The 12459-nt window shown below is 28.5% G+C and carries 14 protein-coding genes and 1 pseudogene; all 15 read right to left on the bottom strand.

What is annotated here, in order from left to right:
- Positions 1–236 (bottom strand): ATP-binding protein (locus tag PW5551_RS10730; RefSeq protein ID WP_304598340.1); only part of this gene is annotated, 236 nt, incomplete at its 3' end.
- A 5-nt stretch (positions 237–241) separates the two neighbouring features.
- Complete coding sequence (locus PW5551_RS10840) at positions 242–385, bottom strand: hypothetical protein (protein ID WP_199562231.1); 144 nt, start codon at positions 383–385, stop codon at positions 242–244.
- Between the two features lie 84 nt (positions 386–469).
- Positions 470–604 (bottom strand): hypothetical protein, encoded by a 135-nt coding sequence (locus PW5551_RS10835; protein ID WP_370445922.1) that lies wholly within the window; start codon positions 602–604, stop codon positions 470–472.
- Positions 605–788: 184 nt separating this feature from the next.
- A complete protein-coding gene (locus tag PW5551_RS06365; protein WP_113074953.1) occupies positions 789–2156 on the bottom strand; it encodes a polysaccharide biosynthesis protein in 1368 nt (455 codons plus the stop codon).
- A 9-nt stretch (positions 2157–2165) separates the two neighbouring features.
- Complete coding sequence (gene rfbB, locus PW5551_RS06360) at positions 2166–3212, bottom strand: dTDP-glucose 4,6-dehydratase (RefSeq protein ID WP_113074952.1); 1047 nt, start codon at positions 3210–3212, stop codon at positions 2166–2168.
- Positions 3209–4054, bottom strand: coding sequence for a dTDP-4-dehydrorhamnose reductase (gene rfbD, locus PW5551_RS06355; RefSeq protein ID WP_113074951.1), 846 nt, complete (start codon positions 4052–4054; stop codon positions 3209–3211). The genes rfbB and rfbD overlap by 4 nt, the downstream gene beginning before the upstream one ends.
- Positions 4051–4623: a dTDP-4-dehydrorhamnose 3,5-epimerase gene (rfbC, locus tag PW5551_RS06350; RefSeq protein WP_113074950.1), complete on the bottom strand. Its 573-nt coding sequence runs from the start codon at positions 4621–4623 to the stop codon at positions 4051–4053. The genes rfbD and rfbC overlap by 4 nt, the downstream gene beginning before the upstream one ends.
- Positions 4616–5491 carry a glucose-1-phosphate thymidylyltransferase RfbA gene (rfbA, locus tag PW5551_RS06345; RefSeq protein ID WP_113074949.1) on the bottom strand — a complete coding sequence of 292 codons (876 nt, stop codon included), beginning with the start codon at positions 5489–5491 and terminating at the stop codon, positions 4616–4618. Before rfbA ends, rfbC begins: the two co-directional genes overlap by 8 nt.
- A 14-nt stretch (positions 5492–5505) precedes the next feature.
- Positions 5506–6249, bottom strand: a complete 744-nt coding sequence (locus tag PW5551_RS06340) for an EpsG family protein (RefSeq protein WP_255420128.1) — start codon at positions 6247–6249, stop codon at positions 5506–5508.
- A gap of 371 nt (positions 6250–6620) precedes the next feature.
- Positions 6621–7541 carry a hypothetical protein gene (locus tag PW5551_RS06330; RefSeq protein ID WP_113074946.1) on the bottom strand — a complete coding sequence of 307 codons (921 nt, stop codon included), beginning with the start codon at positions 7539–7541 and terminating at the stop codon, positions 6621–6623.
- A 74-nt stretch (positions 7542–7615) separates the two neighbouring features.
- Positions 7616–7783: pseudogene (locus PW5551_RS06325) on the bottom strand (UDP-glucose 6-dehydrogenase); the annotation flags it as partial.
- Between the two features lie 40 nt (positions 7784–7823).
- Complete coding sequence (locus tag PW5551_RS06320; protein ID WP_113074944.1) at positions 7824–8987, bottom strand: glycosyltransferase; 1164 nt, start codon at positions 8985–8987, stop codon at positions 7824–7826.
- Positions 8987–10114: a non-hydrolyzing UDP-N-acetylglucosamine 2-epimerase gene (gene wecB / locus PW5551_RS06315; RefSeq protein WP_113074943.1), complete on the bottom strand. Its 1128-nt coding sequence runs from the start codon at positions 10112–10114 to the stop codon at positions 8987–8989. The genes PW5551_RS06320 and wecB overlap by 1 nt, the downstream gene beginning before the upstream one ends.
- Position 10115: 1 nt before the next feature.
- On the bottom strand, positions 10116–11225 hold the full coding sequence (locus PW5551_RS06310; RefSeq protein WP_113074942.1) for a capsular polysaccharide biosynthesis protein CapF: 1110 nt from the start codon (positions 11223–11225) through the stop codon (positions 10116–10118).
- Between the two features lie 20 nt (positions 11226–11245).
- On the bottom strand, positions 11246–12310 hold the full coding sequence (locus PW5551_RS06305) for a polysaccharide biosynthesis protein (protein WP_233488458.1): 1065 nt from the start codon (positions 12308–12310) through the stop codon (positions 11246–11248).
- Positions 12311–12459: the final 149 nt, after the last annotated feature.

The following is a 12459-nucleotide window of genomic DNA, read 5'->3' as shown; positions in this document are numbered from 1 at the left end:
GGCCACACGGTTCTTTGAATTATATGACACCTAGTGAATTTAGTAGAACCTTTTCTGATGATAATAATTTTTTTAATTCCAAAACCATTTTTGTGAAAAAGTAAGATTTCTTTATTTATTCTCCAATAACTGGGGGTGAGGCCGCCAAATATCTCTTGCCAATCAGAACACCGTGTATTCATTGTTATTATGGTACTATGTTTTTCGTACCTCTCTGAAATCAATTGAAAAAACAAAAAAATCAAAATCCTCCGTTCCTTTCAAGAAATGAAAGTTTGCTACCCTTGCAAATGCCCTCATTACCAGTTTCGTTGATGTCAACAACGGTTCCCATATTGTCAAACAATATCTCTTTTGGAACACCTCCCGTTTGCTTAAATTCCAATATTAAACATTCAAATACATCTTGTTGTGTCTTTTCTTTCCTGTATTCAAAGTAACAGTATCTCGAGTATCCTCCTATTTTCGATTATAGTTTTATATCTTCTTTCCAATCTACCTGTGCATGTAATCCTTCTAATGTTTCAAACCTCGGATACCTTTTCACTGATTTCTCTGGTTTCATCCCCTTTATTATTTCTATCTGCTTTTTCATCTCTTTCATCTTCGATATCCTTCTCCTCCTTTTCCTAATTCAAACTCTAAGAGAAAGATACCATTTTTATGTGCATTTTTGTACATTTTTATTTGCAACTTTTCCTACATTTTTATTTGCAACTTTTCCTACATTTTTATTTTACCCTTTACATTTTTATTAATTACGTGTCTACTCTGGAGGTATCATATCATTATTCAGATGGTTTTTTTATTATCTTATTTATTAATTCTCTGAATTCTTTTTTATACATAAAATATACCAATAAAAAAATGCCAATAAAAAATATTAAAAATCCATTAATATAGTTCATATAATTACTAGAAAATAAAAATAAAGGTGCATATAATGTTAAAAAAACGATTTCTTTTATATTTGTTTTCAATCCATCAAAATCTTTAGCTGAATAAAAAAACCAAAAATAAAAGGATAAAGAGGTTGCTATAGCTATTGAATAAATATTTTTTGAAATTAAAATCGCTATTATATTAAAAACGAAAGAGTTTACAACCATTTTTAGAACTACAAAAAAATACTTTTTTTCTGTTTTATTAACTTTATATAAATTAACGTATAAAGAATTTATTACTGTAGTAACTGGAAAACCAACAAACAAAATAGCAATAATACTTAATGAACTACTATATTTTTGTAAAAATTCATTTACTATAAATGATAAAACAAAATAACCACTAGAGGCTATTGCTCCTATTATGATTAAATAACTTTTAATTTTTTTTATTTGATTAATTGAATAACCTTTTGATAGATAAGGATAAAAAGTCATTGATATTGAACTAATTAAAACGTTAATTACACTCATCATAGATATTGCAAATGAATAAAAAGCAAAGTTTTCTACACTTAGTAGAAACTTAACAAACCATCTATCTAATGAATAAAAAACTTTATTTGCTAAATTGCCCAACATAATAAATATCCCCGACATAAAAATTAGTTTGTAATTAACCTTTTCAGATATTTCTGTTTTAAATAATTTTCTATATTTAAATTCAAATACAATAAAAATAATGTAGTATGAAGAAAGGTTTGCAATTACAAAAGGAATATAATTATTTATTTTAACGATGTATATAAAAAACAAATTTAATGTGAGCATAGTTATTGGAAACATATATGTTATTTTTGCAAATAAATTAAATTCTCCAAGTGCTTGAAATATAAATGAATAAAATGTTTTCATATTTATAGGAATTATAGAAAGAGAAAAGGCTATAATAATAATATCTTTAAGTATAATCCCTATCAATAAACTTATTAAAGTTAATAAAAATTGCATATAAAAAATTAAATCGTGTTCATATTTTAATTGACTTAAATTTATTTTTTCTTTATTTTTACCCCCATATTTTATAAATATCCCATCTAAAAAACCAAAATGTAAAATACCTACATAACTAATAAATAAAGTATAAGTTTTCAATAATGCATATTCTTCTATTTCTAAAAAAGCTGGTATTAGTAAACCATTAACAACACTAACTATTAGAGATATAAAGTTTGCCCCAAATACTTTCATTAAGCTTTTTTTTAGGTCCATAATATTCCTCTAATCAACATAGTTTTTCTCATAAAACTCCATATACTCTCCTGTTATAACCTTCTTCATCCATTCTTGGTTTTCTAAGTACCAATCTATTGTTTGTTTTATTCCTTGCTCAAATATTGTTTCTGGTTCCCATCCTAATTCTTCTTTTATCTTTGTTGGATCTATAGCGTATCTTCTGTCATGTCCTAATCTGTCTTTCACATGTTTTATCAGACTTTCATTTATTTCTTTGTCTTTTGTTTTTTCTTGAAGGTAATTTATTATCAGTTTTACTATCTCTATATTTTCTTTTTCGTTGTGTCCCCCTACGTTGTATACCTCTCCACTTTTTCCTTTTTCAAATACTAAGTCTATTGCTTTACAATGATCTTCTACATATAACCAGTCTCTTATTTGTTTCCCATCTCCATATACTGGTAACTCTTTGTGGTTTAAAGCATTATGTATCATTAGAGGGATTAACTTTTCTGGGAATTGGTATGGTCCATAGTTGTTTGAGCATCTTGTTATGTTTGTATTTAGTCCATAGGTGTCATGGTATGCCTTTACTATTAGATCGCTGCTTGCTTTACTTGCTGAGTATGGACTGTGTGGGTCTAATGGTGTTTCTTCTGTGAAGCATCCTGTTGGTCCAAGTGCTCCATATACTTCATCGGTTGATATATGTAAGAACTTTTGTTTTTTTCTTTCATCGTAATGTTGCTTATATACATGTAGCAGTGTTTGTGTTCCTAAGATGTTTGTTTTTAGAAATATACTTGGATCATGTATTGATCTGTCTACATGACTTTCTGCCGCAAAGTTTATTATCCCATCTATTTCATATTTTGAATATATTTCTTCCAACAATTCTAAATCGTTTATATCCCCTTTTATGAAAACAAACCTTTTCTTTTCTTCTTCACCTAATTTAGATAGGTTATCTAAATTACCAGCATAGGTTAATTTATCTAATCCTATTATCTTTCTGTCTTTGTATTTTCTTAGGTAGTAATACACAAAGTTACTTCCAATAAAACCAGCTACACCCGTTACTAAGATTGTCATAGGTTATACCCCATTTCTTTTAGAAATCTTTTTGTTGCATCCTTCCAATCTGGCATACTTTTGCCCGTTACTTGGTTGTATCCAAAGTTGTTGAGTACAGAGCTTTCTGGTCTTATTGCAGGTAAGTTGAAATCACTTCTTTTTGCTTGGTTTAATCTTCCTCGCCATCCTATCTGTTTTAGTATATACTCTGCCCATTCGTACCTTGTGCATGGTGTGTTTGTTATATGGTACAATCCATATACTTTGTGTTTTATCAATTCAAGCGTTGCTTCTACTAAGTCTACTGTGTATGTTGGCGCACTTTTTTCATCCGTTGTTATACTCAACTCTTCTTTGTCTTTACTCCAACTTATTACCTTTTTTGCAAAGTTTATATTCCCCATTCCAAATACCCAACTCACCCTTATTAGGTAATATCTTTGTGCTTGCTTTACTTCTTTTTCTCCTAAGGCTTTACTTTCGCCGTATTTGTTTATTGGGGAAGGTTCATCGTATATGGTGTATTCTTTTTTTGTTCCAGAAAATACATAGTCCGTTGAGTAGTGTATTAGTTCTGCGTTTATTTCGTTTGATACTATGGCAAGGTTACGTATAGCAAGGCCGTTTATCGTATACGCCTTTTCCCATTCTACTTCTGCTTTGTCTACGTTGTTGTAAGCAGCACAGTTTATTATATGGGTTATGTCTTTTTCTTTTTGTACTAACTTTCTTATTTGTTCGATATTTGTGATGTCTAACTGTTGATAATCTGTTGGTATGTATGATATTTTTAATTGGTTGAACTTTTTTTGGAATTCTTGTCCTAACTGACCGTTTGCTCCCGTTATGAGTATTTTCATTGTATTTCACCTATATATTCTTTGAATCTTTGTAGTTTTTTATCCTTTTCTGAGAGTATTAAATCTTCTTTTTTTATCCCGTACTTTTCAAATGGCCATTCTATATTTATATCTTCATCGTTCCATATTATTCCGCTTTCATACTCCGGAGAGTAGTAATTGGTTGCCTTGTAGAGAAACTCCACCTCTTGAGTTAGAGCTAAGTATCCATGAGCGAATCCTTCGGGGATATAGAACATGAGTTTGTTTTCTTCTGTTAGCTCTATGCCGTAATACTTTCCAAACGTTTTGGAGTTTTTTCTTAAATCAACTGCCACATCGTACACCTTACCTGTTATACACCTTACTAATTTACCTTGCGAGTTTTTTGTTTGAAAGTGTAACCCCCTTAGTACCCCTTTTCTACTTTTTGAATGGTTGTCTTGAACAAATTCCATGTCTAACCCTATTTCTTGAAAATCCTTTTTGTTCCACGTTTCCATAAAAAATCCTCTCCTGTCTCCAAATACCGTTGGCTCTATTATGTATAATCCTTCTATACCTGTTTCTATCTTTTTGAATTTAGACATTGTTTTCACCTGCTATTTCTAATAGATACTTCCCATATTCTACCTTTTTCATTTCTTTTGCAAGGTTTCTTAGTTGTTCTTTGTTTATCCAACCGTTTCTGTATGCTATCTCTTCTATACAAGATACGTAGAATCCTTGTCTTTTTTGTATGGTTTCTACATAGTTACTTGCTTCAAGTAGTGAGTCGTATGTGCCTGTGTCTAACCATGCAAACCCTCTGCCAAATAACTCCACTTTTAATTGTCCTTTTTTCAGGTACTCTTTGTTGACATCCGTTATTTCAAGTTCTCCTCTTTCTGATGGCTTTAAGTTCTTTGCTATTTCTATGACTTGGTTGTCATAGAAATATAACCCTGGTACTGCATAGTGTGATTTTGGTTTTTCTGGTTTTTCTTCTATGGATACTACGTTGTTGTTTTCATCGAATTCAACTACCCCGTAGCTTCTTGGATCTTTTACATAATATCCAAATATAACAGCTCCTTCTTGTAAGGAAGCAGCTCTTTTGAGCATGCTTGAGAATCCTTGACCGTGAAATATGTTATCTCCCAGTATCAGACAGACATTATCGTTTCCTATAAATTTTTCTCCAACGATAAAGGCATCTGCAAGGCCTCTTGGTTTTTCTTGGACTGCGTATTCTATATTCATTCCTAAATGGCTTCCGTCGTTTAAAAGCCTTTTGAATGAATCAATGTATTCGGGGTTAGATATTATTAGTACTTTCCTTATTCCAGCAAGCATTATTGTTGATAAGGGGTAGTATATCATAGGTTTGTCGTATATTGGTAGTAACTGTTTACTTATTCCTTTTGTTATGGGATAAAGGCGTGAACCACTGCCACCTGCGAGAATTATGGATTTCATTTAATTAGTCCTTTCTAATTAAAAAAATAATTTTGGGTAAAAAAAGGTATTAGTACTCTTTCGGGCTTTGTTGTAAAAATCAAATCAAAATAAAACCATAAAAACATATTCAGAAAAACAAAAAATAAATAAATTAAATATTTCAAGATGTTTTTTCTAAAAACATAAATAGTATTTGAATATACAATCAAATTTATTATAAATATATTTCTTAATAATCTATAAAATGTTAAAGATAATAATAAAGTTGGAAAATAAATAATACCTATAAAATTAATATATAATATAATATCTGTTAACCTATAATATTTTGTATCTTTAAATTCTGATGAACTTAAAATATTTTTGGACCATATAATCATAAACAAGTTTATTAGATGAAGAGTAACAGGTAGAAGATACCCTAAATTAGTCTTTAAATTAAGGTAGAAAACAATTTCATCATTAGATACCATATTTGTTAATAAACCTATAAAGGGTATAGTATTATTATTCATAATTGCAATAAAAAAAGTAATTATAGAAACTAAAACTAAAAATATTACTATTCTATTTTTATGTATGTTAATAAAAATTAAAGGTATATAAAATAGGAAAGCTATATGAAAAGTTCCAGAAAATAATATTAATGCAAATAATAATATTCTATGTACTAATTTCTTGCTTTTTAATAAATCTAAAGATACAAATATAATTATAAATGCAATAAAATTTCTTAATTGTTCACTATCCATTATCATAGGGTACAGCATATATATAATAATAAAAAAAGGTTAATATTAAAAGTATAATTTTTTATTCTCAAATATAATATAAAAAATAGTATAGATATAAGAATTAATCGAAAATAAAAAAAATCAATACCTACTTTATTTCCTATTTTGCTCAGAAATAAATAAGATATATTATAATTATTTGAGTAAGTTTCTTCCAAAGAGTTATTATAACTAATTTCATAATTAATATAATCTCTTGAATGATTAATCGTGGAATATTTAGGACCCGCTCCGCTTATAAAAAGAATAATAAACAATATAGTTAGTAAAGAAATCATTTTAGATTGTTTTTTATTAAAAACTAACATCAAATTAATCAACATTACAGTAAAATATAGCAATATAGTCATTATTTACCCCTTAAAAAATCTTTTCAACCATTCATCAAAATCATAATATTTTATTATATTTTCATTTATATTTTTATATGGTTTTTTCAAAAAATCTTTCAAATCATTTAAATTATCATGTTTTATAATGAAAGTATTATTTTCATTATAAAAATTTTCATTAATAATATTTATATCATTAGTAATTAATTTCTTACCAAAAAAAAGTGCTTCTAATGGTCTTATTGTCATTCCAGATTGATTTTCAGATACATAGTCAAGAATAGTTTTGCTTTTAGATATATATCTTAAAACATCCTCGTATGGAATTTTTTTGTTATTATAAAGCTTTAAATGCTTCTTATTTTTTTTATTGCCAGTGGGTGTGATATAAAAAAGATTTGAAATATTATTTCTATCTAAATAATATTTAATCTTTGCTAAATTTTCAATTCTACCTTTATCTCCACCAATAAATAAAACCTCTAAATGTTTTTCTTCTGAATCACCTAATTTAATATTATCAAAATAATATTGAGTATTAAAACTTAAATTGTATTTATCGCAATCGTTTTTATCAAAAGACCATATCTCACAATCATATTTTCGATAATCTTCAATTGAAGCTGACTTAGATACAGGGTTCCAATACCAAACAATTAACCTAATATTTTTATTTTTCTTTCTAATATATTTTACAACAGGTACAGTAATAACTGATGAATGAATTATAATTGTTTCATATTTGTCTAAATTATCTGCCCAAGATTCCAGCCAAGGTTTTATAAATGGTATTTTCATATCTATTTGTAATCTTCTTATAGCCCTGATTATCTTCGGGTGTTTTTTAAAAACATTCGCTACTTTTATACCTCTTTTTTTAATTTGTTGAGGATAAAATGCTTGATCATCCAGCCAAAGAAATAACAATTTATTATAAATCATCATCAATCCCTCCCGTAATCACCCCTCATGGAGATTGGAGAAAAATGAAAGAAATGGTAAAATAAAACAAGGGGTGAGGCTGCGTATTCTTCTATTTCTTTGTCTGATATGGGTGTTTTTTTGTTGTTTATCATCTCTACTTTTTCTTTTATTATATCAAGTGCTACTACTTCATTGTTTTGAGATAATAACACTGCTAATGATAATCCCGCATATCCTGTTCCTGCTACTGCTATTTTCATTTATCGGTCAGATCCTTGTCTAATTAATTTTGAGAATTATTTACAAATCATTTTCTTTTTTTATTTTAATGTAGTAGTTGTTTCTTCTTTCATCTATTATACTACTCAAATATTTAGATGATTCTTCAAAATTTCTTTTTGCTACATTTTTCATATCATCTTTTAAAATTTCTTCTATCTTTTTTACAATATCATTAACTCTACCCTTTTTAAAAACATATTTTTTATCTATTAATTCTGGAATACCACCTGTATTTGCCCCTAGTACTGGACAAGCTCTATTCATTGCTTCTATCACTGCTCTTGGTAACCCTTCTTGTTTGCTAGGCTGAATATAAATATCAATTTTATCTAAAAGATTATTTATTTGTTCATTATTAAGGTTGCCTAAAAAAAATACTTGTTTTTCTACATTATATTTTCTAGAAATTTTTTTCAAATATTTTTGATCTCCTCCACCAGCTAGATAATAATTAAAGATTTTTCCCTTTCTTTTTAATTTTGAAATTGCTTTTATAACATCTTCTTGGGCCTTAAATTTCACATCTACTGCAGCACATGTTGCTAGAGAATATATGTGATCATCTTTATAATTTTCAATTTTTTTAATTCTTTTTAGTAGAATTTCTTCATTTAATTCTGTTATATAAACATTTGAAGCATTTATTGAATTACAATAACATGGATATCTATTTTGAAGAAACTCTTTTGTCACATAAATGGCATATTTACTTTTTCGTATGTATTTTTTCATTATTAAAAAACTAAAAGGTGCTAATATTTTTCCAATAAAACTGTAGTTAAAAAAAGAATCCCATGTGCATCCAACAACAACGGAGCAATAGTTAATATTCATTTTTTTAGCGTAATAAGCAACTAAATAACTTGGTATAGATGGAAAATGAATAAAAATAAATTTCGTGTTTTTTAAAGTGCTTTTTATAACATTCAAAAATCTTGGCCTTAACATTTTTATATACGAACTTTCACCCAAAACCTCAACTTCTTTTGGCATTTCCACAAAATACCTATCATTTTTCTCTATTTTATCATGGACTCTACATATTAAATAAATAAATCCAAAGTTATGTATATACCTATTTAAAGTAGGTAAAGCTGCATTTGAACAATAATATTTATCATTAATTTTAATTACATTCATTGAAGTTACATACATTATTTTTTTTATATTTTTATTTCTCATCAATTCTCTCCCCAAACGGCTCTATTGACATAATCAGTATAAGATACAATTATTCTTAATACTTTGTCAGACACATTTGGAACTATGTAATCATTAACAGGTCTTATTGTTTCTTTGTTTTGAGTTTCTAATATCTTTAATCCTTGAAGTATCCTTTTTTTATTTAACCCTACCATCATCACAGTTGCTTCTTCCATCGCTTCTGGCCTTTCGTGAGCTTCTCTAATATTTAAAGCTTTTAATTTTAATATAGATGTTTCTTCGCTTATTGTTCCACTATCACTTAAAACAGCCTTTGCATTCATTTGTAACTTGATATAATCGATGAAACCAAAAGGTTTTTCTGTTCTAATTAGTGGATGAAGTTTTATATCTTTTAATTCTATCATTTTTCTTGTTCTAGGATGTGTACTAAAAATTATCGGTAGTTGATATATTTCTGCTATTGCGTTTAGACTATCTATTAAATTGTTAAAATTATTTTCAGAATTTATGTTTTCTTCTCTGTGTGCCGAGACTACAAAATATTGATTTTCTTTTAAGTCTAATTTACTTAAAATTTCTGATTTTTCGATCTCTTCCTTCTTATTTTGTAACACTTCGTACATTGGACTTCCCGTTTTTATTACCCTATCTGAAGGAAATCCTTCTCTGATAAGATGTTCCCGAGCTAAATCACTATATACAAGGTTTATATCAGCTATTTGATCAACTATCCTTCTATTTAATTCTTCAGGAACCCTTTGGTCAAAGCATCTATTTCCCGCTTCCATATGAAAAACAGGGATATGTCTTCTTTTTGCTGCATAGGCGGATAAACAGCTGTTGGTGTCTCCCAAAACTAGAAATGCATCTGGCTTTATTTTTTCTAAGATAGGATCTATTTTCATAAGTATATTACCGGTAGTTTCAACGGCATTTCCAGTTGCTGCATTTAAAAAATAGTCTGGTTTTTTTAATTCTAAATCTCTAAAAAAAATCTCGTTCAATTCATAGTCGTAATTCTGTCCTGTATGAACTAAATAATGTTCTATTGCTTCTGATTTATTTAGTTTTCTAATCACTTGAGAAAGTCTTATTATTTCAGGCCTTGTTCCTACAACAGTCATAACTTTGTGTTTGTTCACTTTAAACCTCCAAATAATAAGTATCAGGATTTTCTGGATCAAAAGGTTCATTTGCCCACATAACAGTAACCATGTCTGTTTTTCCTACATTTTCTATATTGTGAGTGTATCCTGGAGGAATATCTACTACTTCCAACTTGTCTCCACTTACATTGTATTCTATAATTTCTTGAGAATCTATTTTTCTAAATCTAATAACTCCTTCTCCATATGCTACCAAAAACTTTTCATTTTTTGTATGATGCCAATGGTTTCCCTTTGTAATTCCAGGCTTTATAATGTTTATTGACACTTGACCTCTATCTAAAGTCTTGATAAACTCTGTAAAAGAACCTCTGTTATCAATATTCATTTTTAATTCATAGCTCAATTTGTCTTCTGGTAAGTAACTTAAATAAGTACTGTACAATTTTTTAATAAAGGGATTTGACATATTAGGAATATCTAAATTTTTTCTTGTTTCTTTGAAGCTTTTTATTATTTGTGCTAGTTCTCCAACTGACGTATTATACGCTACAGGTACATAACAGTAATCGCCTTTTTTTGTTGGTTTGTTTTTTAATACACGTTTAAATTCATCTAAGACATCGTCTATGTAACACAGGGTTAGTTCTGATTCTGGATTGTTTATTTTTATTTCTAAATCCCTTGCTATATTGTAGCAGAAAGTAGCTACAACACTATTATAGTTTGGCTTACTCCATTTTCCAAAAAGATTAGGTAGTCTATATACATAAACCTCAACGTTATTTTCTTTTGAATATTGAAATAATAAATCTTCTCCCGCTTTTTTGCTTTTTCCATATGGATTGCCTAATTCAGCTTGTATTGATGAAGTTAAGAGTATTGGGCTTTTATTGTTGTGTGCTTTTAGTTTTTCTAACAATTCAAGCGTAAAGCCATAATTTCCTTTCATAAATTCGTTAGGATCTTCTGGTCTATTTACTCCAGCCAAATGAAATACAAAATCACAATTTTCTGAGTACTCTTCTAATTTTTCTTTTGGTGTATCAACATCAAACTCATAGATATTTCTGTATCCACAATTTTTTAATTCTGCGATTAAATTTCTCCCGACAAATCCTTTTGATCCCGTTACTAATATATTCATAACATCAACCTTTCTTTGTTTTAAAACCCTTCACTTGCAACAGGTGTTGTTCCACCATTTTTAAAATCTTCAAGTTCTATCTGTATGTAATCAAGTGCGAGTAATTTTTCTTTTGTTTGTTCTAAATTTAAAATAGTAGTGTTATCTGATCTGTAATCTTCATATTTTGATAAATCTAGTGTTCCTTGATCAAAATATTTTTCATAATTTAAGTCTCTTATATCGGGAGGTATTCTGTAAAAATCTCCTAAATCTTGGGCAACAAGGTGTTCTTCTTTTGTTAGAAGAGTTTCATGCATTTTTTCTCCATGTCTTGTTCCTATTATTTTTATTTCATTATCAACTTCAAAGATCTCTTTTAAAGCTTGAGCTAGTATGCCTATTGTAGTTGCAGGAGATTTTCTTACAAATCTATCTCCTTGATTTCCATTTTCAAATGCATATAATACAAGATCAACTGCTTCTTCTATACTCATTAAGAATCTTGTCATATCTGGGTTAGTTACGGTAAGAGGCTTTCCGCTTTTTATTTGTGAGACAAAAAGTGGAATAACAGAACCTCTTGATGCCATGACGTTGCCATATCGAGTACCACAAATGAGAGTTTTATCTGGATCTACCGTTCTAGATTTAGCAACAAAAACCTTTTCCATAAGGGCTTTTGACATACCCATAGCGTTTATTGGGTAAACTGCTTTATCAGTAGATAAACAAACAACCTTTTTTACTCGATACTCTATCGCAGCTGTCAAAACATTTTCTGTGCCTAATATGTTTGTTTTAACAGCTTCCAAAGGAAAAAATTCGCAAGAGGGGACTTGTTTTAAAGCTGCTGCTTGAAATACATACTCTACCCCATGCATTGCATTTCTAACACTTTGTATATCTCGAACATCTCCGATGAAAAATTTTAGCTTGTCATTTTTATAATATCTTCTCATGTCATCTTGTTTTTTTTCATCACGAGAGAATATTCGAATTTCTTTTATATCTGTATTTAGAAACCTTCTAACTACCGCATTACCAAAAGTACCGGTTCCGCCTGTAACTAATAAAACTTTGTCTTTGAAGTTTTTTGTTTCCAATTCAAACGCCCCCTTCTTAAATATTACACTATATAAAAATATAAAATAATAATTCTTTCCAACCATATTAAAGGTATCAGTTACTAAAGTATAAATCATTTTTTATAGAACATATTCATTTTTTCTATTTAATAAGATTTATTATAAAT

It is taken from the genome of Petrotoga sp. 9PW.55.5.1, assembly GCF_003265365.1.
GTDB lineage: Bacteria > Thermotogota > Thermotogae > Petrotogales > Petrotogaceae > Petrotoga.
The sequence above is the reverse complement of the archived record's forward strand: the minus strand, read 5'-3'. Positions and strand labels throughout refer to the sequence as shown.

What these genes read in the sequence shown, in the direction of transcription:
- PW5551_RS10835 (WP_370445922.1), bottom strand. Translation starts at nt 604, where the DNA reads ATGAAAGAGATGAAAAAGCAGATAGAAATAATAAAGGGGATGAAACCA.
- PW5551_RS06365 (WP_113074953.1), bottom strand. Translation starts at nt 2,156, where the DNA reads ATGGACCTAAAAAAAAGCTTAATGAAAGTATTTGGGGCAAACTTTATA.
- rfbB (WP_113074952.1), bottom strand. Translation starts at nt 3,212, where the DNA reads ATGACAATCTTAGTAACGGGTGTAGCTGGTTTTATTGGAAGTAACTTT.
- rfbD (WP_113074951.1), bottom strand. Translation starts at nt 4,054, where the DNA reads ATGAAAATACTCATAACGGGAGCAAACGGTCAGTTAGGACAAGAATTC.
- rfbC (WP_113074950.1), bottom strand. Translation starts at nt 4,623, where the DNA reads ATGTCTAAATTCAAAAAGATAGAAACAGGTATAGAAGGATTATACATA.
- rfbA (WP_113074949.1), bottom strand. Translation starts at nt 5,491, where the DNA reads ATGAAATCCATAATTCTCGCAGGTGGCAGTGGTTCACGCCTTTATCCC.
- PW5551_RS06330 (WP_113074946.1), bottom strand. Translation starts at nt 7,541, where the DNA reads ATGATTTATAATAAATTGTTATTTCTTTGGCTGGATGATCAAGCATTT.
- PW5551_RS06320 (WP_113074944.1), bottom strand. Translation starts at nt 8,987, where the DNA reads ATGAGAAATAAAAATATAAAAAAAATAATGTATGTAACTTCAATGAAT.
- PW5551_RS06310 (WP_113074942.1), bottom strand. Translation starts at nt 11,225, where the DNA reads ATGAATATATTAGTAACGGGATCAAAAGGATTTGTCGGGAGAAATTTA.